The organism is Pseudomonadota bacterium (assembly GCA_039024915.1).
GTDB lineage: Bacteria > Pseudomonadota > Alphaproteobacteria > Rhizobiales > MH13 > MH13.
Map to the genome: position 1 here is coordinate 65,093 of JBCCPK010000007.1, position 22,384 is coordinate 87,476.

General features: G+C 57.4%; 21 protein-coding genes. 11 read left to right on the forward strand and 10 right to left on the reverse strand.

The window, feature by feature from the left end; translation table 11 throughout:
- Positions 1-9 precede the first annotated feature (9 nt).
- From AAF739_14490 to AAF739_14510, 5 genes are all read right to left on the reverse strand, one after another.
- On the reverse strand, positions 10-3,462 hold the full coding sequence (locus AAF739_14490) for a hypothetical protein (GenBank protein ID MEM6383877.1): 3,453 nt from the start codon (positions 3,460-3,462) through the stop codon (positions 10-12).
- A 125-nt stretch (positions 3,463-3,587) separates the two neighbouring features.
- A complete protein-coding gene (locus tag AAF739_14495; protein MEM6383878.1) occupies positions 3,588-4,295 on the reverse strand; it encodes a hypothetical protein in 708 nt (235 codons plus the stop codon).
- 30 nt (positions 4,296-4,325) lie between these two features.
- The gene (locus tag AAF739_14500) at positions 4,326-4,787 is read right to left on the reverse strand and encodes a DUF6468 domain-containing protein (GenBank protein ID MEM6383879.1); all 462 of its coding nucleotides are present in this window, start codon (positions 4,785-4,787) and stop codon (positions 4,326-4,328) included.
- 2 nt (positions 4,788-4,789) lie between these two features.
- A complete protein-coding gene (fliM, locus tag AAF739_14505) occupies positions 4,790-5,911 on the reverse strand; it encodes a flagellar motor switch protein FliM (GenBank protein ID MEM6383880.1) in 1,122 nt (373 codons plus the stop codon).
- Between the two features lie 11 nt (positions 5,912-5,922).
- On the reverse strand, positions 5,923-6,459 hold the full coding sequence (locus AAF739_14510; protein ID MEM6383881.1) for a flagellar basal body-associated FliL family protein: 537 nt from the start codon (positions 6,457-6,459) through the stop codon (positions 5,923-5,925).
- Between the two features lie 329 nt (positions 6,460-6,788).
- On the opposite strand from AAF739_14510, the gene AAF739_14515 reads away from it, so the two are divergent.
- From AAF739_14515 to flgH, 4 genes are read left to right on the forward strand one after another with little or no spacing between them, the layout of a single operon-like run.
- Positions 6,789-7,532 carry a flagellar hook-basal body complex protein gene (locus AAF739_14515; GenBank protein ID MEM6383882.1) on the forward strand — a complete coding sequence of 248 codons (744 nt, stop codon included), beginning with the start codon at positions 6,789-6,791 and terminating at the stop codon, positions 7,530-7,532.
- A 15-nt stretch (positions 7,533-7,547) separates the two neighbouring features.
- Positions 7,548-8,336, forward strand: coding sequence for a flagellar basal-body rod protein FlgG (gene flgG, locus AAF739_14520; protein MEM6383883.1), 789 nt, complete (start codon positions 7,548-7,550; stop codon positions 8,334-8,336).
- A gap of 18 nt (positions 8,337-8,354) precedes the next feature.
- Positions 8,355-9,335: a flagellar basal body P-ring formation chaperone FlgA gene (flgA, locus tag AAF739_14525; protein MEM6383884.1), complete on the forward strand. Its 981-nt coding sequence runs from the start codon at positions 8,355-8,357 to the stop codon at positions 9,333-9,335.
- On the forward strand, positions 9,332-10,102 hold the full coding sequence (flgH, locus tag AAF739_14530; GenBank protein ID MEM6383885.1) for a flagellar basal body L-ring protein FlgH: 771 nt from the start codon (positions 9,332-9,334) through the stop codon (positions 10,100-10,102). Before flgA ends, flgH begins: the two co-directional genes overlap by 4 nt.
- Positions 10,103-10,136: 34 nt before the next feature.
- Here the strand turns inward: flgH and dksA are convergent, their stop codons facing one another.
- Both dksA and AAF739_14540 read right to left on the reverse strand, forming a co-directional pair.
- Entirely contained in the window at positions 10,137-10,550 is a 414-nt protein-coding gene (dksA, locus tag AAF739_14535; protein ID MEM6383886.1) for an RNA polymerase-binding protein DksA, read from the reverse strand.
- 141 nt (positions 10,551-10,691) lie between these two features.
- Positions 10,692-11,102 (reverse strand): flagellar assembly protein FliX, encoded by a 411-nt coding sequence (locus AAF739_14540; protein MEM6383887.1) that lies wholly within the window; start codon positions 11,100-11,102, stop codon positions 10,692-10,694.
- A 282-nt stretch (positions 11,103-11,384) separates the two neighbouring features.
- On the opposite strand from AAF739_14540, the gene AAF739_14545 reads away from it, so the two are divergent.
- From AAF739_14545 to flaF, 7 genes are all read left to right on the forward strand, one after another.
- Positions 11,385-12,515: a flagellar basal body P-ring protein FlgI gene (locus AAF739_14545; GenBank protein ID MEM6383888.1), complete on the forward strand. Its 1,131-nt coding sequence runs from the start codon at positions 11,385-11,387 to the stop codon at positions 12,513-12,515.
- An 11-nt stretch (positions 12,516-12,526) separates the two neighbouring features.
- Entirely contained in the window at positions 12,527-12,847 is a 321-nt protein-coding gene (locus AAF739_14550) for a rod-binding protein (protein MEM6383889.1), read from the forward strand.
- Positions 12,844-13,311, forward strand: a complete 468-nt coding sequence (locus AAF739_14555; protein ID MEM6383890.1) for a hypothetical protein — start codon at positions 12,844-12,846, stop codon at positions 13,309-13,311. Before AAF739_14550 ends, AAF739_14555 begins: the two co-directional genes overlap by 4 nt.
- A 126-nt stretch (positions 13,312-13,437) precedes the next feature.
- Entirely contained in the window at positions 13,438-13,833 is a 396-nt protein-coding gene (locus AAF739_14560) for a hypothetical protein (GenBank protein MEM6383891.1), read from the forward strand.
- 232 nt (positions 13,834-14,065) lie between these two features.
- Positions 14,066-16,450 carry a flagellin gene (locus AAF739_14565; GenBank protein MEM6383892.1) on the forward strand — a complete coding sequence of 795 codons (2,385 nt, stop codon included), beginning with the start codon at positions 14,066-14,068 and terminating at the stop codon, positions 16,448-16,450.
- Positions 16,451-16,609: 159 nt separating this feature from the next.
- The gene (gene flbT / locus AAF739_14570; GenBank protein MEM6383893.1) at positions 16,610-17,059 is read left to right on the forward strand and encodes a flagellar biosynthesis repressor FlbT; all 450 of its coding nucleotides are present in this window, start codon (positions 16,610-16,612) and stop codon (positions 17,057-17,059) included.
- Positions 16,986-17,438, forward strand: coding sequence for a flagellar biosynthesis regulator FlaF (gene flaF / locus AAF739_14575; GenBank protein MEM6383894.1), 453 nt, complete (start codon positions 16,986-16,988; stop codon positions 17,436-17,438). The genes flbT and flaF overlap by 74 nt, the downstream gene beginning before the upstream one ends.
- A gap of 96 nt (positions 17,439-17,534) precedes the next feature.
- On the opposite strand, the gene AAF739_14580 is transcribed toward flaF, so the two are convergent.
- Genes AAF739_14580 through AAF739_14590 form a run of 3 tightly spaced genes read right to left on the reverse strand, consistent with a single transcriptional unit; the run spans position 17,535 to position 22,347 of the window.
- Positions 17,535-19,052 carry a hypothetical protein gene (locus AAF739_14580; GenBank protein MEM6383895.1) on the reverse strand — a complete coding sequence of 506 codons (1,518 nt, stop codon included), beginning with the start codon at positions 19,050-19,052 and terminating at the stop codon, positions 17,535-17,537.
- 11 nt (positions 19,053-19,063) lie between these two features.
- Complete coding sequence (gene flgK, locus AAF739_14585; protein MEM6383896.1) at positions 19,064-20,932, reverse strand: flagellar hook-associated protein FlgK; 1,869 nt, start codon at positions 20,930-20,932, stop codon at positions 19,064-19,066.
- 32 nt (positions 20,933-20,964) lie between these two features.
- Positions 20,965-22,347 (reverse strand): flagellar hook-basal body complex protein, encoded by a 1,383-nt coding sequence (locus AAF739_14590; GenBank protein MEM6383897.1) that lies wholly within the window; start codon positions 22,345-22,347, stop codon positions 20,965-20,967.
- Between the last annotated feature and the right edge of the window lie 37 nt (positions 22,348-22,384).

Consider the following 22,384-nt stretch of genomic DNA (forward strand, 5'->3'; position numbering starts at 1 on the left):
GGCGCACGGTCATGCCTCGGGATCGATTGCTTGATCGGATGGCGCAGTGAACGCCGCGCGGTAGTCATCGAGAAACCTCGAAAGCGTGTTCACCCCTGCAACGCTTCGGGCAATATCGCGAAACGCCGTTCCGCGTTCAGAGATAGGCGACGTGACCACATCGAATGCGCTGGCAAACACGCCGTCTGACATCTTTTGGTCAAAACGTGCGCGCAGTCGGCGCAGCGCATAGTCCTCGCCAGCAAAGCTGTACGCGATGGCTGCGCGGAGCACGTGGTGCATCTCTTCATCCAGAAGCGGAACTCGGTCCGCCCAGCGATCAGCAAGCATACGCTCCAATTGTTCGCCAGCCTCCTGCCAGCGCTCAGCATTCCACAGGATATCGGAGCGAACCTCGGCAACATCATCACCTTCCAGCGAGCGGAGCACCTCAAGAGCCAGATCATAGCGGCCAAGCTCCGAGAGGGCGCGCGCCTCGATGATACGGCGTCCCCGCTCGATGGCCATTGGGACTTGCGATAGTCGGGAACGCTGAAGAACGGCGACGGCTTCGGCCGGCCGGTAATCCATCAGATAGATGAGCGCCAAATCCCCAGAGACCTGGGCCTGCGCCACGCCCGAGAGGCGGTTGCTGACCTGATGTTCAAGCAGATCTGCTGCCTGATCGAGAAGATCAAGTTCGACCATCCTGCCAACAAGGCGGCGAACCAGCTCATCACCTCGGCGACCGATGGGCGTCAATTCACGGAAATCATAAAACAGGCTCAGCGCATCGATAGCATCAAGCGCATCTGCTTTTCCGTCCAGAAAAAGATCGACAAAGATGTCTTGCATCCGATCGGTAACGTCAGCCGCCTTGGGATGATCGGGTTGGGCTACAACAACACCCTTGAGCGCTAGCAAGGCATCCGAGTATTGGTCTTGCGCGGTATACAGGTCTGCCAGAAGGCTTCGTGCTTCAACTTCGGTATCATCGCCACGCCAGGCAACAGCGAGGTTCTCCAACTCCTCGATCGCGGCTTCGACTTCGATTTGTCCTGAACGGTAGCGCGCTGCGATAGAATGCAAGGTTGCTTCGGCACCCGCAGGACCTGGGTCCTTCTGGCGTACGGCCTCGAAGCCTGCGATGGCTTCCTCCGTCCTACCCTTTGCGAGTGCGAGCTGAGCATCCAGTAAATGCACAATCCCGCGCTCGGCTTCCCCAATACGCAGCGGATCAATTTGCGACAATCGCTCTCGTGCCAGGTCGACTGCCCGCGTCTGAAACGCCGCTTCGGTACCGGCCAACCTAAGCTGCGTAACAATTGAACCTGGGTAGTCGTCGAACAGCAAAGCAGCCTGTTCATAGTGCGTGTTCACGGCTGGCCAGTCGCGAAGTCCGGCAAAAGTCAGAACTTTCCAGATCGCTGCGTCACTGTAGTCTGCCATGGCATGCGATGTCAGCAATTGCCGCGCAAGCTCGAACCGGCCGGCCATGGTCAGCGCAGCACTTTTGAGCATCAGGAACGACGGGTCGTGCTCCAATGACGGATCGAGATCAACCGCGATATCAAGGGCGCCATTTGCCTCCTGACCCAGCTCAAAGGATAGCAGAAATCTCGCGAACTCCAAAAGTGCACGGGACTTTTCAAGCCCATCGAGCATCGCAATTTCATTATGATACGTGGCAAAATTGGGTTCAAAAGAACCCGGGCCCTGGCCCAAAAAGCGCCGCATATCAAAGTACCCAAGCCGTTCGGTCGGTGAAAAGCCAAACGAGCCGAGCGACAGCCCCACTTCAGAAAGGCGAAGGCCGCCTTCACGACTGATCTCTGCGCGGCCAGGTTCAACCTCAACAATTAGGTCCTCTGACAACGGCCTGACCACGATGCCACTGGCAGAACTCAAGACCTCGAAGTCGACCAAGGATTGCGTCGCAAGAACCGCCCGTGTGGGGGCACTCACCGGGATGAGCACCAAACGGTCTCGGACCTCCGGGTGCGTTACATGGAGCGGCGTTCCCAGTCCTTGGGCAAGAACCTCTGCGAAAGCTCGACCATCAGGATAGGTGCCACGGTTGATATCCAATGGCTGTGGAGGAAACTCGACTTGCGGCCCAAATGAAATGATCCAACGGTTTTCGGACGGTTCAGCTGACACCATCAAATCCTGGCGAAGCCGGATATTGATCATATACGCGCCTGGAAGCCGGGTCGGCGCAATGCTTTCAGCGATTGGCGAGAGCTCGGCTTGGATAGGTGTCAGGTCAATTCTCGAATCCGTCTCAAAAGCAAGCGTGAGAACACCCGCTCGTTCAAAGATCGCCGCTGGCGTCGGGGCGATAAACGGCAAGGTTAAGACGTAAAGATCATCGTCAGTTCGAAGGTTGGCGATGACGCTGTCATGCACGTCGATCTGGGTCTGCTGACCGGACACCTCCGGGGGCCGAGCAGCCGCAGCGCTTGCCAAACTGTCATCGTCACCAGGAGATGGCGGGACAACACTTATGCTATCGCGGTCGACCCTTTCGCCAGGTTCCAGAGTGCTCAGTTGCGGAGCCCCTGCCTGGACCTGTGCGACTGCGTCTTCGCTTGGCTGTGTTATCGTTTCTAGCTCCCGCTCGACGGTCGCTTCGAAACGCGCAGCGTTTGCATCGGCGCTATCAGGCACAAGCGCTTCGAGTGCTTCGGCGATCGCCTCAGAGTCGGTTCTCGGCCTAGCCGCCTCCTCTCGATCCAGATCGACGACAAAGCTCAGGTCGTCCTCGAACCAACGCACGCGTGATCCTGGCGCCACTTCAAACGTGATCGCGAGCTCCAACCCATCCCGCTCTGCCGAAATGTCTTCGAGCTCGGCGGGTTGATCGATTAGCGCAGCCGAAAGATCGATCGGCACATCATAGCCGAAGACGACCTCCAGCGTAGAGCCGGACTGGGTCACGTCCACATCGAAGGGGACAGACCAATCAAACGAGTAACGTGTGAAGGTAGGCGCACTTCCGACGCGCAACGAAACTTCAGGCTGGAGTTCCCCAAGCAGCCTCTGGCGTTCTTCGATCGCCGCTTCGCGCGCCGCTTCTTCGGCACGATCAGCCAGACGCTGAACCACCTCTTGCGGGAGCGGCGGTGGAAAGCCCTGCCAATTGCTGGGAAGAAAATCGATGAAGAGTGTTTCCCCAGCTTCCATCGTGTTGATGCGCACAGATCTGGCGAGGCCGAGGCGCAACGCCCGACCGTCTGGGTCACGCCGGGCGATCGTGACAAAGTCTGATAAGACACGGATCGCGTCGCGGATATCGGTATCGACCGGCTGTTCAAAAACCACCCGAAGAACACCGTTCTCGACCTCGATCTCGTGCGGCGGTAGATCCAAACGGTCGGCAAAAGTCAGCTGGAGGCGGCCAAAACTCTCCTCTCGCTGCGCGACGGCCTCGGCTGTAAGACCTTGCGCCTGCACCACAGGCGAGCCAAGCGCTGCAAACACGATGCAAACGAAAAAGGCGCACCTCAAAACGTGCGCAGCAAACAATCTAGATACGAGAAGCTGGTACAGCATTGACTTGGAAGGCCTCCGGCTTTGCACCGTAAGCTGGTGGCCTTAAAAAGCGCTTACTGGATTGGTACGCCTTCTATTTGAGGTAGCTCCATACCTGCGGCCTCTTCGGGGGCATTCATAGGGCGGCGATCACCTGCCATAGCAATGGTCAAACGGCGCGCGGCTTCAGGGTTCATGTTGCCCAAGATGTCGGCCATTTTCCGCGGGTTCATAGCCTGCGCAACTTCCAGCAAGATCGGTAAGTCGAGAACGTCAAATATCGCCGCGGCATCTTTGGCGCGCATGGCGCCATAGACCTGCACCAACCGGCCGATCTCTTCGTTTTCTCTAGCCTCATCGGCTTCAATGGCGGACGTGACACGCTCTTCCAATGCGGCTAGCTCGGCAATCCGCTCTTCCAAACGACGCTCTGCCGCTTCAAGCAGTTGCTCCCGAATATCGAGATCCTGCTCGCGCTGTTCGATGGCTTCCCGCCGCTCACCCAACCGCTCCAGAAGCAAGTCACGAGAGGTTTCGAGCGGAATCTCGGTTTGATCAGTCTCTCGCGCCCGAGCATCACGGGCTGCTTGTATTGCGGCAGCAACATTGTCTGCCATATCCCCACCGCCTTCAGCGGACGCGTCCGCTTCTGCCTGCTCCTGCGCTTGAACAAGCTCCACACCGGATAGCCCAGCCGCTCCGCTAATCAGGTTTAGCGTCTTCAAGCCGAGCAACATCGCTGCGGCAACGATCACCATTGGTATCAAACGGATGGAGCGCATGGTGGTCCAACCCCCACTTCGGTGCGGACGTCAGACCGCACGCTGCAGCCGCTCTTGCAGCGTGCGCGCCGCACTATCGAGCCGCTGGCTTGCCTTGGTTGCGGAGGCGACCGGACGCCCTGAAGCGGGAGCTGTTGCGCCCGAGGCCATTGCGGGCGCCGGTGATCGGCTTGCTGCCGCAAGCTTGCCAATACGCTGAACAACGGCATCTGCAGCCGTCAGCTTGGATGACAATTCATCCGACAGCGCGGTGGCCTGCGTGATCCGACCCCCAAGATTTGCGTCGCACTCCGCAGACGCCGCTCTGAGGCCATGAATGGCGCGCTCGGCGATTTCAGTTGCTGTCAGCAGTTCGGCAATGGTTGCCCGGAGCGACTCCTCATCAGCACGCAAACGCTTCAAGCGCTTATTGAGCAAAACACAGTAACCTATTGTAATAACGAGAAGAGCAGCCACAAGACCCTCGATTACCAGGCTCAACGGCATATTCATCGTCACGACTCCATTGCATTTGTGGACGCATCGTTGGTTTCAAAAGACGCGAGGGTTGTTTTGGGTCTTCTCAGTGGCTTGGTCACCCGGACAGAGACCGTGCGGTCCCTCTGGCCCAGTTGACCCTCAGTCAGAACTGTCTCGCCGCACTTGAGAAGGATCGGGTCGGTCGGGTCGGTGTCGAAGCTGAGGGTTTGACCAACCTCGAACTTCATGACCCGGGACAACGGCATTGCCTGCTCGAACAGAACGGCATCCACGCCAACGTTAGCTGCATGTATCTCAGTCGCAAGGTGGCCTTCCCAGATCGAGTCGCGGCCAAACTTCTCACCCATGAACATCTGCAGAAGCAGTTCACGGATCGGCTCGATGGTGGCGTAAGGTAAGAGGAGCTCGACCTTGCCGCCGCGATCTTCCATGTCGACCCGCATCTCGACGAGAATTGCTGCATTTGCAGGCCTGCAAATGGTTGCGAAACGCGGATTGGTCTCCAACCGGTCGACGGAAAAATTGACTTTGGACAGTGGCGCAAACGCTGCTTCGGCGTCGGCGATGATCACCTCGACCATGCGCCGCACAAGGTTCATTTCAATTGTCGTGTAAGGCCGGCCCTCAACGCGTAGGGATGACGATGCCCGGCGACCGCCCAACAGGACATCGATAACGGAATAGATCAAACTGGAGTCGACCGTGATCAGCCCGAAATTGTCCCACTCCTCCGCCTTGAACACGCTCAAGATCGCAGGCAGCGGGATCGAGTTCAGGTAATCCCCAAACCGCACGGATGTTATGCCATCAAGCGACACCTCGACATTATCGGAGGTAAAGTTCCGTAAGCTGGTGGTTGTCAAACGAACGAGACGGTCAAAGACAATCTCCAGCATCGGCAGCCGTTCATAGGAAACCAATGCCGAATTGATAATGGCGCGCACACCGGAGGTCTCGGTATCAAGGCCGTCTCCGGCATTAAACCCGAGCAGATTGTCGATTTCGTCCTGGTTAAGGATGCGGTCCGCACCCTTTTGCTGCGGATCCGCTTCTTCTTCTTCTTCATCATCCAACATCGCCGCCCATTGGGCAGCCATGTCGTCGGCGTCATCGAAATCTTCGTCTTCGTTGATCACAGCGTCGACCTCTACTGCACGATGATTTCGCGGAACAGCACGGCGTCAATCTCGGCGGGATAAATCGCGAGGTTTATGCGCCTTTGCAGCTCATGTTTCAGACGAAACAGCCCTGCTGACCCTTCAAGGTCTGAGACCCGTAACTCGCGCAGGTAAGTTTGAAAGACGTCAAGAACCCTCGGCAGATTGGGCTGAATAACCGCCCGTACGTTCTCATCGCCCATTTCAAGCGCCACAAGAATGCGCAGATACTGCGCCCGCTGCTCAGCGTTAGCCAAATTGACGGTGATCTCAGGCAGATCGAAATAGAAGACCGGCTCCTGGGCTTGCTCAAGCGCAACCTCCTCTGCGGACTGACCGCCGAACCAACCAAGAAAATAAGCGGCGCCCGCACCACCTCCAACCAACGTGATTAGGCCAACAGCGCCCGCAATTATCATCATTTTCGTCGAGAAACGCCGCTTACCAGCTCCAGGCTCTGCTGCGGCGGCCTCTTCTGAGACCTCGGCAGCCTCAGCGGTCTCGTCTGCAGTATCGACGTTTGCCATGGAAATAGGGTCCCGTTGGAGGTGGAGCCACCAAATGAACAGTGGCTGCACGACCATTGGGGTCGGACGGTTAACGAAGCGTTGACAGGTCGGTCAGATTTGCCGGGCGCGACCTCGCCTTGCCCGAAAAACGCACCTCTACAACTGGCCGATCGAGAAGAGTAGATTCCTAAGATATTGATTTGATGTTCTTTTTTTGAATGGCACGGCACCTGCACAGTATACGCCATCAATGACCGCTATGTGGTCGTTGCCCGTTACCAACTATGGCGCCTGCCACCCGCGAAGCGCCCCTGCCCCGGCAGGTATCTCAATAAGGAATCGGCTCGATGATGAACTCCCAGCTGGTTGCACTGTCCCGCGAGGTTGCCTTGAGGCGAGAGTTGGATGTCATCGCCAACAACATGGCCAACTTGAACACAACCGGCTTCCAAGCCGAACGGGTCGCTTTCGAAGACTATATGATGCCGAAAGCCGAGGCGACGAGCTTTCGCCGCCTCGATCAAGACGTTGCATTCGTCCAGGATTGGGCGACGTACCGCGATCTTGATCCGGGCGCTCAGAGGCCGACCGGGAACGCTCTCGATTTGGCGCTGTCCCCCGGTGGCTATCTCACCGTGGAGACGCCACAGGGCCTGCGCTACACGCGCAACGGCGCGCTCCAAATCAACGACCAGGGTCAGCTTGCGACGATGCAAGGCTTCCCCGTGATCTCTCTGGGCGGCATCCCGATCCTATTCAACACCAATGACAGCGATATCACGGTAACACGGACCGGGCAGGTCAACACATCCGGCGGCACACGCGGTGTGCTGCAGCTCGTGTCGTTCCCCAACGAACAGGAATTGACCAAGGTCGGAACCAACCTCTTTGACGCTCCGGAAGAACCTGAGGTCGATCCCACCGTCCGCGTCACCCAAGGCTTCTTGGAGGCCTCAAATGTCCAGCCGGTCAGAGAAATGGCCCGTCTCGTCGAGGTTCAACGCGCTTATGAAATGCAGTCGAACATGCTGCGCCAGTCTGACTCCATGCGGCAAGAGGCGATCCGCCTGCTTGGCCGTCTCAACGCTTAACCGGGAACTTTCACCATGCAAGCGCTCTATATCGCGTCTACCGGCATGATGGCTCAAGAGCTGAATGTCGAGGTCATCTCGAACAACATCGCCAACATGCGGACCGCTGGCTTCAAGAAGCAGCGCGCCGAGTTCCAAGACCTTCTTTACCAAAGCCTGCGTCGAGTGGGTGCCGAGACCTCACAGGAAGGCACGATCGTCCCATCTGGCGTCCAGATCGGATCAGGCGTGATGACTGCCGCCACACCACGCATCATGACCCAAGGCTCCATCCAGCCAACCGATAAGGACTTGGATATTGCCATCTCGGGTGACGGCTTCTTTCAGGTTCAGATGCCTGATGGCAGCACCGCCTATACACGAGCGGGGACATTCGAAAGAGACGCCACAGGCACAATCGTGACAGCCGACGGTTTCACCGTTTCACCGGGCATCACCATTCCCCAAAACGCCCGAGAGATCACGATCGCGGCAGATGGAACGGTCCAGGTTTTTACCGGAAACAATACGAACGGCCAGAATATTGGTCGGCTCGAACTCGCACGGTTTATCAACAGAAGTGGTTTACAGGCCGTTGGCGATAATTTGTTCGTCGAAACACCCTCGAGCGGCAACGCCCTCACCGGAAACCCCGGAGATGAGGGCTTTGGCTCCCTTCGTCAGGGATATGTTGAAATCGCCAACGTCAATTCGGTCACCGAGATTTCGGACCTCATTGCGGCGCAACGAGCATATGAAATGAACGCGCGGGTCGTGCGAGCGGCCGATGAGATGCTCTCCAACACCTCTCAGATGATGCGCTAGCGGGAGTAGCTGAACACCATGGTCCGTTTGCTGTTCGCCCTTTTGTTTTTCTTCGTTACGCTCGGCTCGGCTTATGCCCAGAGCGAGCCGCTTCTGAAATCGAGCGTAGAGGTCAATTCCGACTTAGTAACGCTCGGCGATCTTTTCGATCACGCCGGGCAGCACGCGGAGACCGCCGTCTTCCGCGCACCCGCCCCAGGCACCCGAGGCCAGGTGACCGCTTCGGCCATCGCCGAAGCCGCAGAGACCGCGGGTATGAACACATTTGACCTTGCAGGTCTGCGATCCGTTGATGTTGTGCGGTCGGGGTTGCGATTGGACGACGCTTTGGTCCGCGAACTGATAGACGATGCTCTGCAATCTCACCTGGAAACCCTGCATGGCTTCGGGCGCTTTGACTTCACACTCGCCAATTCCCGTGTTCAGCAACAGATGATCGGTGCAAGAGGCGTTGATGAACTGAGCGCCAACCTCGTTGTTCCTCCAGGGCGGCGAAACAGTGGTTTTCTGGCTGTTATTCGCGGACCCAACGGGGCGGAAATCACGCGCATTGAGGGTCGGGCAAGCCACCAGGTGGAGGTTCCAGTCTTGGCCCGACCGATAGCCCGCGGTGCAACAATCAACCAAGGCGACGTGCGCTTGTCGGCGGTTCCGTATGCCCGCGTCGCCGGTATCCCAACAGTTCTTCATGAGGCTGACTTGATCGGCCAGGCCGCGACGCGCTCCTTGCGAGCAGGCGTGCCAATCAACCGAGACGACATTGATGCGCCAGCTCTGGTCAGCCGGCAGGACCTCGTCACCCTCATTTATCGCCAGGGTGCACTTGCTCTCAGTGTTCGTGCGCGTGCGCTTGATGACGGCGCAGAAGGACAAGCAGTCGATGTGACGAATTTGCAGTCGGGCCGCGTTGTGCGCGGGATCGTCACCGGGCGCGGGATCGTCCAAGTCGTCGGTGCGCTCGACCAAATTGCAGCCGTCGCTCCGGAGCAATCACAATGAAGAACAAATCCACATTCCGTCGCTCAACCAACTCTGCTTTCCGCGCTGTCCTTCTTACGACCGTCAGCATCGCCCTTATAGGGTGCTCTGCTGCTGACCGGATAGGGACAATCGGCGAACAGCCGCCTCTCTCGGCAATTGCAAACCCCACAACACAGCCAGGCTACCAGCCGGTTTCGATGCCCATGCCCGAACCTGTTGTCGCAACCTACAGCCCCAACAGCCTTTGGCGATCCGGTGCGCGCTCGTTTTTCAATGATCAAAGAGCCGCGCGGGTCGGCGATTTGTTGACCGTGCGCGTGGACATCACCGACTCGGCGCAAATCGCCAATCAGACAGCCCGCTCGCGCTCAGCGTCCGAAGATGCCGGTGGCGGAGGTGTGATCGGTACGCAGCTGGACCGGATTTTGCCAAGTGGGTCCACGCCGCAAGCAATCGCCAATTTTGAGTCGGGATCGAACGCGAACGGCGAAGGTTCGGTGAACCGATCTGAACGCCTGACAACCACGGTCGCAGCCGTGGTGACGCAGATCTTGCCGAACGGGAACCTTGTTATCGAAGGTCGACAGGAAGTCAGAGTGAATTTCGAAGTGCGTGAATTGATCGTCGCTGGAGTCGTGCGCCCTGAGGACATCGATGCGAGCAACACAATTGATTCATCGAAGATTGCTGAAGCGCGCATTGCTTATGGCGGACGCGGCCAGATAACCGATGTGCAACAGCCGCGTTACGGACAACAACTGTTCGATATCCTGATGCCGTTTTGATTAGTGCGTAATTCAGGCTGCCGACGCGCCGTAATCAATCGTCGCGGTACACTTTTTCGCGACGTTCATGGCGCTCTTGAGCCTCGAGAGACAAAGTGGCGATCGGGCGTGCATCCAGCCGTTTGAGACCGATTGGCTCTCCGGTCTCCTCGCAATAGCCATAGGTTCCCTCGTCTATCCGGCGGAGGGCGGCATCTATTTTGGATATCAGCTTGCGTTGCCGGTCGCGAGCGCGCAACTCAATCGAACGATCCGTCTCGGATGACGCCCGATCCGTCAAATCAGGGTGGTTGAGATTCTGATCCTGCATTGTGGCCAGGGTGCCGCGGGCTTCTGTGAGGATTTCATCCTTCCAAGCCAGCAGCTTTTGCCGAAAATACTTTCGCTGCGCCTCGTTCATGAATGGCTCGTCATCCGACGGCCGATAATCGTGTTCGAGGTCCAACATCACCCACGCTCCATTGGTTGCTGACCTTTGGTGATGGAGCCTATACGCGATCAACGTTAGTCGAACAAGCAAACGTTATGCGACACGCTGGTGCAGAGGCGATTTCGATGCACAAGCAATCGCTTGCTGCAACAATCGGGCTCAATCTTGGCCAATCTTGGCCAGTTCGACACGCGCTCGCAGCGCAATATCGTCAATAATCGCTGCCAACTTTGGATCATCGATCCTGTCGGGCGCGTTCAACAGTCCGACCAGCGCGCGTAAGCGATTCGGTGAGACCTTGCCCCCGAGCAAGTCTGCGCGCAACGCTTCGAGTTGATCGAGAAGATCGTGACCTTTTTGAACAGCTCGCCGAAGCTGGTCGCCATTATCATCAACGGACTGAAGCGCCAGCAGAGCGTCCATGTGCGCCACCTTCGATGGGGCAGCGGTCGTTTGTGCTGAATCCGTAGACTGGCTTTCAGCGCCCGATGCCAGCGAGAAACCACCGCCCGAAGGCGATACCCGCTTTTTCGTGCTTGCAGCTGGCCCTTTTGGCCCCTCGATCCGCATGGCTGTCCTCGTTGAATACCAAGTTCAACAGGTGCGTCAGTATGGTTAACGCGAACTTAACTGCCCGGCATAATTAGCCCATCACCCGGCAAGTGGTGGCCAAGGCTTATCTGGAACCGCGTGTATCAAGGTCACGCATTCCAAAAATATCATGATATATCATTGATTTAGGCCCAAGGCGATGTTTGGCACACCACTTGGATGTTTGGCACACCACTTGAATGACGACCAGGGCATGAGCTCACTGGGAGTTTCAGCCGCGTAGCAACAGGCCAATCTGTGATGATGCAAACTCGACGCTTCCAATACCTTTCGGCAATCCCGCTGATTGTCTTTCTATCGGCTCTACTGGTTGTGCCGGTAGCCGCATCGTCGCGCATCAAGGACATCGCAAACTTCGAAGGCGTTCGCGAAAACCAGCTCGTTGGTTACGGCCTTGTTGTCGGGCTCAATGGCTCCGGTGACACGCTCAATAATGCTCCGTTCACCCGGCAGAGCCTCCAGGCGATGCTGGAGCGTTTGGGGGTCAATACGCCCGGAGACGAGCTGCGCACCGCAAATGTGGCCGCCGTCATGGTCACGGCGAACCTCCCGCCTTTCGCAACGCAAGGCACACGAATTGACGTTACGGTCTCGGCGCTTGGTGACGCCGATAGCCTGCAGGGTGGGACGCTCCTGGTCACGCCTCTGCTGGGCGCCGATGGCGAAGTCTACGCAATCGCGCAAGGCCCGGTCGCGATCGCGGGCTTTGCCGCAGAAGGCGCTGGTGCATCAATAACCCGCGGCGTTCCCACCACAGGGCGTATCGCAAATGGCGCCTTGGTTGAAAGAGAGGTCTTTTTTGACCTCGCCGAGATGGATTCAATCCGCCTCGCTTTGCGCAATCCCGATCTGACCACAGCGCGCAGGATGGCGCTCGCTATCAACGCCCTGATTGGTGAGGAACTTGCCGTCAGCACAGACCCCGGGACGGTACGCCTGACGCTGCCGCAAAACTACCAAACGTCGATGGTCGAGCTTCTGACGGACATCGAGCAGCTGATTGTCGAACCCGATCAGGCCGCGCGCATCGTCATCGACGAGAGTTCTGGTATCATCGTTCTTGGCCGAGAGGTTCGCGTTTCAACGGTCGCCATTGCCCAGGGCAATCTTACCGTCACCATCACAGAGACACCGCAAGCCTCGCAGGCCCAACCGTTTGCGGATGGAGGGGAAACGTTGGTCTTGCCGCGAACAGCTATCGACGTCGACGAAAGCGAGACGACCCAACTCGGCATTGTTGAGCAATCGGTAACGCTGCATGAGTTGGTCGATGGACTAAACGCTTTGGGCATTGGTCCCCGCGACCTCATAGCAATTCTGCACGCCATCAAAGCGGCTGGTGCTCTGCAAGCAGAAATCGAACTGATGTGAGGACTTAGAGCGTGATCGAAACTGCTGCGACCAGCCTCTTATCGCCGAATGCCAGCAGCCTAACACAGGCAGCGACCAATCGCATGTCGGTCGACGATGCTGCCGAAGAATTCGAAGCTGTGATGCTGACCGCTCTTCTCAAGCCGGTCTTTGAGAGCATCGAGACCCCTGCACCGTTTGGCGGTGGGTCGGGCGAGCAGATGTGGCGGGGCGTCCTCGTAGAACAGTACGCCAAAGAGATGGCAGCCGCTGGCGGCATTGGCATTGCGGACCAAGTCCGCGCTGAATTGCTCCGCATTCAGGAAACGGGTAACCGGGAGGCAGCGCCGTGAGCAATCAAGCCAGTCCGCATGACATGATCACCGACCGCGCGCAGGCGTCAGACTTCGCGGAGAGGCTGTACGGCCTCATCGTGTCATTGATGCAGGTTTTAGACCGAGAAACTGAAGCCATTCACAAAGGAGCCTACGGCAAGGGGCATCTGATTGATGACGCCAAGTCCGATCTAATGCTTGCTTATCGTCACGCTCTGCAGGACGTGCAGGCAAATCGGGATACCCTGTCACGGTTCGTGCCGGTTCGCCTGGACGATCTTCGGAAGCTGAATGCGCAATTTCAGCATACGCTGCAACGAAACCTTGCCGCGGTGTCTACGGCCAAGGCAGTCTCCGAGCAGCTGCTTTCCCGTCTCGCAAAACAGGCAGCCACGACGAAAACGCCGAAGTCTTATGGTGCCAACGGCGCGATGTGCCGCCCCCGGCAGACATCGTCTTTAACGATCGATCGATCACTTTAGGTCGGGCCCGGTCGCTTACCCACCTGCGGTAAATCTAACCAAACCCTTAAGATTCGATTCACGTGGCTGTGCTAGTCTGATTCACACTGAGACATGTCCCTTTGTAGTGTGTACGAGGACACGGAGATGGAAACACGGCCGCCACCGGGCGCTTTGCCCCTCGCGCCGATACCTGAGCCCAAACAACGCGAGGGCGCGAGCGAAACAGAATTGCCGAAGGTCAAGTCGGTCCCCGAGACAGATAAAACCGAAGACAGTGGAACTGCGCGCGACAGCGACGCAAAGGAAAATGAACGTACAGTGGCCGAGCGCGTTGCCGAAGCGTCGCCAGCGATTGTATCGATGTCGGAAACCGAAGTTAAGACGCACGCTGCTACAGGGTCCGTTGTGTTGCAGACGCTCGACATGTCGTCGGGAGAGCTGATCAATCAGTTCCCGAACAATGCGACACTCAAACAGCGCGCACTGGAAAAATATGCCGCACTTCAAGGCACAGGGTCGATTAAGCGAACGATCTTGTAGATATCCACACCACTGAAGCTGCAGCTTTTAAGTCCGTAACGTCAGGCCAAAGTATCTGGCGTTTTTGTGTTTTAACCGGTCGGAAATCATAGCGCGGCTTTTCGAAAATAGATCGCAAAACGCTCAAATTTGAGCCGGCGCATTAACGCTCCCTTCAACCGCCACTGGCAACGTCCGTAGCACGTTTCAGGAAGAAGCGTATTGAGTACTGTATCCTAGAAGGGAAAATACAATGTCTGATATCACTCTCTCGAGTGCGGTTCGTTCGAACCTTCTCTCTCTCCAGAACACAGCTGACTTGCTCGCCCAGACCCAGGAACGCCTGGCGACCGGCTTGGAGGTCAACTCTGCGCTGGACAATCCGACCAACTTCTTCACCGCATCGTCCTTGAATGGCCGTGCCGGTGACCTCTCCCGTCTTCTGGATGGCATTTCAAATGCCACTCAGACGCTGGAAGCGGCCGATAACGGAATTTCCGCTATCACAACGTTGGTCGAATCTGCCCAGGCCTCTGCGCGTCAGGCGCTTCAGGCTCCGGGTGAAGTAACCGAGTCGAAGATTGAGGGCCTCACGTCCGCAAGCTTCAACCCGGCCTCCCTGTCTTCTGTTCAGGGTGACAACCTCAACAACCTGTCGGCTGATGCTTCGGCGTCGATCGATTTCCTTTCTGTCGCCGATGATACGGCCAACATTGCGGCTATCACGACCGGCGACTTGGATACCGGCGCTACTGATGGTGCCGGACTGTTGTCCGACACCGGTACAGATGGTCCCGCGCTTGTTGCCACCGATTCCATCACATTGAACGTCAATGGCACAGATTACACTCTGAGCTTTGACGCATCGACTGCTGCGGGCGCTGCCCGTACCGGCGATAGCGTCAATGGCTTCGATGTAACCATCGGTGTCGACCAGAATGTCAACGATTTGACTGCTGCCTTCAACACGCTTCTCTCCGGCTCCGGAGTGACGGTTGCAGGTACGGATGATCTGACATTCTCCTTCTCTGCTGACGTTGATACCGTTGAACTCAGCGATAACACCACCAATGGTGGTACGCTGACCAAACTTGGTCTGAATGGTGAAGGTATCGATGTTGCGGCTACCGGTGGCGACACTGGTGACCGCTTGCTCGCTCGCAACGCTGCATTCGGTGCAGAAATTGCTGCGCGTGGCTCGGCAACTGTTGATGTTGCGCTCGGTAATGCAACGCCAACGACCCTGACCATTGGTTCGGGTCCTGGCGAAATCAGCACCAAGGCAGGCCTTAACGACGCCTTGAACGCCATCAGTGGCGTCCAGTCGTCCTACACCGGCGCTGGCGCTATCACGGTGACGACCTCGGATTCGAACAACGCATCCGACGACATCACCTTCCAGTCCAGCACGGCTGACCTCAACTCCTTCCTCGACTTCGATGTGGCGGGCGATGATGGCGGTGCGGACGTTGACGTCTTTGATGCAGGCACAATTACCACCACGGCCGGCGCCGAAAACCTGCTCTCGCAGGCAAACGGCCCCGATCAGGGTGATGTGCTGAGCATCAAGGTTGGCAACTCCACGACACTGGCCCTGACTTTCGGGACCGGTGCCAACGAGATCGACACCATTGGTAAGCTGAATGCTGCCTTGGAAGATCTCGCCGGTGGTGCTGCTTCGGTTGATGGCGATGGTGAAATCAACATCACCGCGGACAATGCCGGTGACACCATCGAAATAGGTGGCTCTTCCAATGCACGTGCAGCTTTCGGTCTGGAAGATGCTCGTGTGGGCAACCTGTTCAATGGTCAGTCCAACAGCCTGCTTGATGGTACCAACCTCACGCAAGGTGACACCCTGAGCCTACAGGTCGGCACCAACAACGCGCTGAACATCACGTTCGGCACGGGTGAAAGCCAGGTCAACTCCCTTCAGGAGCTTGAAGACGCTCTGGGCAACCTGGCCGGTGGCCGCGCTGAAATCGATGGCACAACTGGTGCGATCAGCATTGAAGCAACCAACGGCACCGAAGACATCACGGTTACAACCAACCGTGGTGGTGGTGCACAGGCTTCGATTGCAGAAGCTTTTGGCCTTCCAACCGTGAACAACCCAACCTCGGAGACCACGTCGTCCACCGAGCGTTCGGAACTTCGCGGTCAGTACAACGAGCTGCTTATCCAGATCGATGAACTGGCGGAAGACTCAGGCTTCAACGGTGTGAACCTTCTCAATGGCGATGACCTTCAGGTGATCTTCAACGAGGACGGCTCATCGACCTTGGACATTGATGGCGTCAACTTTGACTCCTCAAGCCTCGGTCTGTCGCGCTTGAACACAAACTTCTTCCAGAACGATTCGAACATTGAGAACACGCTCGACACGCTCGACAACGTTATCAATACGCTTCGTTCGCAGTCGTCGAAGTTTGGTTCGAACCTGTCGGTTGTGGAAACCCGTGAAAACTTCACGAACGACATGATCAACACCCTCGAAACCGGTGCTGCCAACCTGACGCTGGCCGACTCGAACGAGGAAGGTGCGAACCTGACTGCTCTCCAGACCCGTCAGACGCTGTCTACCACAGCTCTGTCCCTGGCGACGCAGTCCGACCAGAACGTGCTGCGTCTGTTCTAAGAACGGATCAAGCAGCCAGACGAGAGGGCGGGGCTTCGGCTCCGCCCTTTTTTGTGGGCGCTTACCGGAAATTTAACAGTTTCCACTAGCGTATCCGTGCGTTCGAAGAATTCGGCGCATCGCATATCTGCGATCCCTGCCCCAGAAAGGAGCAAGAGCATGGCCCTTAAGGTTGAATTGAAGCCCGGCGAGCGCATCATTATCGGCGACTGCGTCATCACCAATGACAAACAGCGCACGCGCCTTTTCATCGACGGCAAAAGCCCGATCCTGCGCGAAAAGGACATTTTGACGCCAGAGACGGCCAACACGCCGGCCAAGCGCGTCTACCTCACCGTCCAGCTGATGTACCTCGACGGCAACGTCGATAATCACGCAGATGCATTTGTTGAGCTGCTTGGGGATTACCTCAAGGCTGCCCCGTCATCTGCGGCAATTGTTGAGCGCATAAATAATAAAATCTTAACCGGCGAACTCTACAAAGCTTTGAGAGAAGCTAAAGCTTTGATTTCACACGAAGAGGAACGGCTCGGTCATGCAGAATTCGGCGGTAGCGGCGTATGGAAAGACAGCCCAGGAAACGGTCAATCCGCGGGAGTTGGAAGCTAAGCTTCTTATGAAATCCGCCGCCCAGCTGCAGACCATTCAGGATAATTGGGACGATCTGAAGGACACGGCAAACGACGCCTTGTTCTACAATCGTCGCTTGTGGGCGGTGTTCATGGATGCCGTTTCAGCTGAAGATAGCCCCCTACCCCGACCGATTGCCCAGAATATTATGAATCTCGGTCTGTTTGTCTTTAACCAGACGCTGAAGGTGCAGACAAAGAAGGAGCCCAGCCTGCTCTCTTCGCTGATCTCCATCAATCAGCAGATCGCCTTGGGCCTGCGCGGCGTTTCGGTCGAGGGGCAGACATCTGAGGCGAGCACTGTGGCTTCAAGCTCAACCGCATCGACGCCTTCGGCACAGGTGCAGTCAAGCGCCTGACAGCTTCAGTCTTAATTCGCCACTAGACCGAAGCCCGGCCATCTTGGAGCCGGGCTTTTTATATGTGGCGGCGGGAAGTTGTGGCCGTAGCCTACATCAGCGCAGGAAGTTGACCAGCGACAGATCCTGCAGGATAGCCGTCACGCTGTAGCTTGCTTCGAGACGTGTTTGGAGGTTGAGGATGCGGGTAGCAACCTCTTCCTGGCTCACACCATCGGTGTCGTCCAAAATCGTCTGCAAGAGCGCTCGTGTTGACGTCAAACGCTCATCTGTGGACGCCAGAAGCGACCCCGCTGTCCCGACTTCCACATTGATAGCGCGCGGTAAGGTACCGCCGGTAGGATCATCGAGGTTGTCGCGCGTCCGCCCAGCCATGGCCTGATACCGATCAGTGCCGGCATCATCGGCCAAGGAGAAATCGAACGCGGTGAAGACTGCGGTTTCACGAAGTATCGTCCGCAGCGCATCTTCATTGGCTCGCGCGCCATAGCGGACCTGCTGACCATCGTCGATCCGCGCTGTTGCCGTCAGACGTGCATCGACAGGCCCGTCCTCCCCGCGGTACCAGCTGACCGTACCAGCAGGATCTGCGACTTGAGCACTGGCACCGGCCAGTCCCAGCGCCGGATCTGGATCAACCCGCAGTGGTGGATCGTTGTCGAAAAAGTCCTTGCCAGCTTCCTCGGCTGAGGCCGCCGCAAGCTCCGTGCGCGCAAGCTCGTCAATAACGTCCTCAAGCGCCGCCTGTATGTTGGCGGCGGTCACGAGATTATCGCCATCGACAACAAAACTACGGTCACCGGGCTGCCGCGTTTCCGCTGCCATCAGCGTAACGTTTTCCGTTGTCCCATCGGGCAAACTGAGCGTGAAGCGAACGGTTTCGCCGACATCAATGCTGCCGGTAACTGTCAAATCCAGGCTGGCCGGGGGGCCAGGCAGCACCGCTGTCGTCAGATTTGGAGAACTTGAGGATGCTCCTGAAGCGACATCGAGCGCGAAACCAAACGGCCCGGACGCGGTATCAGCGAGGGAAACCGTTGTACCCCCAACACCGAGGGCCAGCCGCCCGCTCAAAGGGCTGTCCGCAAGGGTACCGCCAAGATCGGCTTCCAGCCGTTCGGCCATGACCTGACGCAGCCCGGCTTGCCCGCCCTCGCCATCGAGGATGACATCTGGCGGCGCGACCGGCTCCGTATCTGCCGAAAGGCCGGAAAACAGATACCGACCATCGATATCCGTGTTGAGCATCGCGACCATGTCTTCCATGCGGTAGCCAGTCGCAATTTGTGCAGCGGTGCGCACGCCATCATCGAGCGCAAGCGAAGTTGTTAGCGCTTCCTCCTTAACCTCGAGCGCGAGGTCATCGAGACGCGAAAGGGTATCCGACATGATCGACAGCGTCACTTCGGTGCGCCCGATTGTCTGCTGGTATGCATCAATGGACGCAAGCTCGGCGCGCGTGTTGATCGAGGTCAGACGACTTTCGCCAAGTTCGGCGTAGCTTTGCGCGCGTTGGCCAGTGCCCAACTGTCGTTGCAGCACGTCCAGCTCTGCGCGCATGGATAGCAGCAGATCGGTGTTCGCCGAGTTTCTTGAGACGGAGTTGATGGTCAAGACAGCCTCCTTTAGATCGCCAGTAACTGATCAATCATTTCGCGCGCCGCATTGAGCACCTGCGCATTGGCGGCATAGACGGTCTGCAATTCGGTTAGACGAGCCATCTCAGCATCGATGTTGACACCGGATTCATCGTTCTGACGCGCCAGTAGACCGTTCGTTACCAGCGCCTGTCCCTCTCTCGCACGTTCTGCGCTTTCTGCCTGCCGACCGGTCACGCTCACGATCTCGCGCGCCAATTGTTCAAGTGTGAGAGACAATGGCGTGTCTTCAGAACCAATTCCGGTGCCGGCGGAGACGGTGACGGGTGTCTCTCGAAAAGCATTGGCCAGAAAATCCGCGCGTGTAGGATCGGCCGACGGGGTTGTCGGCGAAAACTGGCTTAACAGTGTCGGGTCATCCGAAATCGCCGCATTCACCCGGATGCGCGAAGCGAAACCGGTTTTCTGCTCAACCTCATCAAAAGACTGTGTGTAGAAGGAGTTTGCGAGCGCACCATCGGTGAAAAGTGGCAAAGCCGGGTTCCCGGACTGGAGCCCGGTCACAGATAGCGTGGCCGTCACCGCTGTAATGTCCACCTGTGCCGCCACCCCATCATCAATGAACTGGGTTGTCCCCCCCGCACCAGGTGCGGTGGTGATTGCAATACCAGCGGCCGCAAGCGCCGCATTAACGGCAGCGGGATCGGTCAGGTCCACCCCGATGACGCGATCGTTCGGCTCCGCGGTAGCATCACCGCCAAGCGGCAAAAGCGCGGGGTCCGTCACATGAATTAAAGTCAGTTCTTGTCCAGGCCCTGCCACGGCATCGTCGTAGGTCAGGGAAACGGCGTTACCCGGCTGGATGCCGGTAAGATCAATCTGCAAGCCCGCCGAGCCAGCGACCGGCGGGTCAAGCGGGACCGAAGGGCCCGCAGGGCGCGTGGACATGGCAAGCGCCATCTGACTGGCAAACTCATCCAGTCGCGCTTGCATTTCCGGCAGCACCTCATCACGCATCTCAATGAAAGCCGCGAGGGTTCCCGAACGGATCGATCCGCTCGCGATCATGTCAATCGAGTTGCCACCGACCCCGATCGATACCGTACCAACCGAGCGCTCCGAGGGCGTACTGGAGTATTGCGACGCGGCGGACAGCTGACCAGCTTGATCGAAACGCAGAATTGCTGCGGTTCCATCGAAAAGCGCCACACCTGAGGTGGTGTAGACCGATACTGAACCATCCTGGCCGGGTAAAACGGTGATGTCGATGTTTTGCGCAAGGGCATCGATTGCCAGATCACGTTGATCAAGAAGATCGGGTGGAATTCGATCCTCTGTACCAAACGATAAAATGCTGGCGTTCACCCGCTCAAGTTCCTGCAGTTGATCGTTGATCGTGGCAACCGTATTGGCGATACCCTGCTCGGCCTGTGTGCGCATGGACTGAACATCGTCGCTCATGGCGTTCAGCGAATTGGCCAAGACGGATGCATCGGTGAGAACGGCCTGTTGTGCCGTGAACGATGCGGGATTGTCCCCCAACCCGGTCAGGCTCGTGGAGAAGTTTGCAACGAGCGTATCGAACGAGCTGGCGGAACCTGGTACCCCTAACAGAGTATCCAATCGCTGGTGATAACCAGCAAGCGTATCCGTGTATCCCGTCGCGCCAAGTTCTGACCGGATCTGGCGCTGAAGTAACGTGTCCAACTGCCGGTCGAGGGCTTCGGTCCGTACCCCAAAAGCTACGCCGTCGGCAACGGACGCGCTTTGAGAGAGCTCTTTACGCGTGTAGCCCGGCGTATCGACGTTCGCGACATTCGTCGCCAACACATCGAGATGAGCTTGCGTGGTTCGCAAGCCAGTCAACGAAGCATTTAAGGCGCCCGAGATACTCATTACACTACCCCTTCAGCGTCCGAAACGATCCCTTAGCGGACCATTCCGAGCGCTTCCTGCATCATCTCATCAGAAACTGTGACGATCCGGGTTGATGCCGAGTAGGCCTGCTGAGTCACGATCAGTTTGGTGAACTCGTCCGAGATATCGACGTTCGACATCTCCAGTGCCCCACCCGTTACCCCGGATGCATCAACCAAAATGGCATCGCCAGATTCGCGCGTAGCTTGAAACGCGCCGCCATCAAGCTTTTTCAAGGCGGAGTCGCCATTGAAAGTGACTACGGCGACCTCTGCCACGTCAGCAACCTGACCGTTGGCATAGGTTGCGACAAGTCGGCCAGATTCTGAAACGGCGACGCCAACAAGTTCACCAGCGGCAAAGCCGTTCTGGCTCAAATCGGTCAGCTGAGCGTTACCACTTGGATCAGAAAACTGCGTGACGCCGGTCGTGTCGTGGCGCAGCCGAACGTTGCTGACAACACTGCCACCCACGTTGAAGTTGATTGTCGGATCGGTTGTCGGGGCGGTCAGCGTGCCATCCGCAGCGAAAGTGTACGTCGAGCCCGTGTTACGCCAGGCAGGTGCAGCGCCGGTCGCCGTGGAATCGCTGAGGTAATAGAGCTGCCAGCTATCGACACCGCCACTAGCGGCCGAATCGATCTTGGCCCACCGAAACTGGACATTCACTGGCGCGCCAGCTGCGTCATAAACGGTGGTTGCTCCACCGGCGATGCTGCTTTCAAGGAAAACGGTCACATCATCACCACGGATGAAACCATCGGTCGCGGTCGCCGGAACAACAGTTGGATCGTTCTGAAACTGCGTAGGATCAAGCAGTTCTGACCCAGGGATGGCAGGATCGGCCCGCGAGGTCAAAGGGAAGCGCGCAAGGTTCAACTCGTAATTGATTTGGCTGGTTGCCTGGGCGGGGAGAAAATCGTTTTCAATACGTACTGGCCCAGGAACCGAACCGGCTGCGTTGCCGGTGGCCGGATCAATCTCAAGGCCTTGAAGAAAATAACCGGATCCGTTGACCAGATAGCCATTGCGATCAAGCTGAAAATCACCACGGCGGGTGTACACGTCAGTGGTATCGAAGTTCAGCTCACCGTCGAGCTCACCAAGTGCTTGGGAAACCACAAAGTAACCATCACCACTGATGGCCATGAAGGTCTCCACCGAGGACATCTGCAAAGCCCCCTGAACGTCATTGGTGGCACGCGTACTGGCTGAGACTCCACCGGGCGCCTGCTGCGTGGACGTCGACTCATTGATCATGTCGACGAAACTGGTCTCGGAGCGCTTGTATCCAACGGTCTGCGAGTTCGCGATGTTGCCGGAGATTTGCTCGAGCGCAAAAGACTGTGCTTGCAGGCCAGATACTGCATTGTTGAGTGCGCCGTAGATGCCCATACTGTAACCTCTTTGGTGATCGACGTTATGTAACGAC

Coding starts and splice junctions, on each gene's coding strand:
- AAF739_14495 (MEM6383878.1), bottom strand. CDS start 4,295: ATGCGCTCCATCCGTTTGATACCAATGGTGATCGTTGCCGCAGCGATG.
- flgK (MEM6383896.1), bottom strand. CDS start 20,932: ATGAGTATCTCGGGCGCCTTAAATGCTTCGTTGACTGGCTTGCGAACC.
- dksA (MEM6383886.1), bottom strand. CDS start 10,550: ATGTTGGACCTCGAACACGATTATCGGCCGTCGGATGACGAGCCATTC.
- AAF739_14560 (MEM6383891.1), top strand. CDS start 13,438: ATGGAAACACGGCCGCCACCGGGCGCTTTGCCCCTCGCGCCGATACCT.
- AAF739_14510 (MEM6383881.1), bottom strand. CDS start 6,459: ATGGCAAACGTCGATACTGCAGACGAGACCGCTGAGGCTGCCGAGGTC.
- AAF739_14545 (MEM6383888.1), top strand. CDS start 11,385: ATGATGCAAACTCGACGCTTCCAATACCTTTCGGCAATCCCGCTGATT.
- AAF739_14565 (MEM6383892.1), top strand. CDS start 14,066: ATGTCTGATATCACTCTCTCGAGTGCGGTTCGTTCGAACCTTCTCTCT.
- AAF739_14540 (MEM6383887.1), bottom strand. CDS start 11,102: ATGCGGATCGAGGGGCCAAAAGGGCCAGCTGCAAGCACGAAAAAGCGG.
- flaF (MEM6383894.1), top strand. CDS start 16,986: ATGCAGAATTCGGCGGTAGCGGCGTATGGAAAGACAGCCCAGGAAACG.
- AAF739_14515 (MEM6383882.1), top strand. CDS start 6,789: ATGATGAACTCCCAGCTGGTTGCACTGTCCCGCGAGGTTGCCTTGAGG.
- AAF739_14500 (MEM6383879.1), bottom strand. CDS start 4,787: ATGAATATGCCGTTGAGCCTGGTAATCGAGGGTCTTGTGGCTGCTCTT.
- flgA (MEM6383884.1), top strand. CDS start 8,355: ATGGTCCGTTTGCTGTTCGCCCTTTTGTTTTTCTTCGTTACGCTCGGC.
- AAF739_14590 (MEM6383897.1), bottom strand. CDS start 22,347: ATGGGCATCTACGGCGCACTCAACAATGCAGTATCTGGCCTGCAAGCA.
- flbT (MEM6383893.1), top strand. CDS start 16,610: ATGGCCCTTAAGGTTGAATTGAAGCCCGGCGAGCGCATCATTATCGGC.
- flgH (MEM6383885.1), top strand. CDS start 9,332: ATGAAGAACAAATCCACATTCCGTCGCTCAACCAACTCTGCTTTCCGC.
- flgG (MEM6383883.1), top strand. CDS start 7,548: ATGCAAGCGCTCTATATCGCGTCTACCGGCATGATGGCTCAAGAGCTG.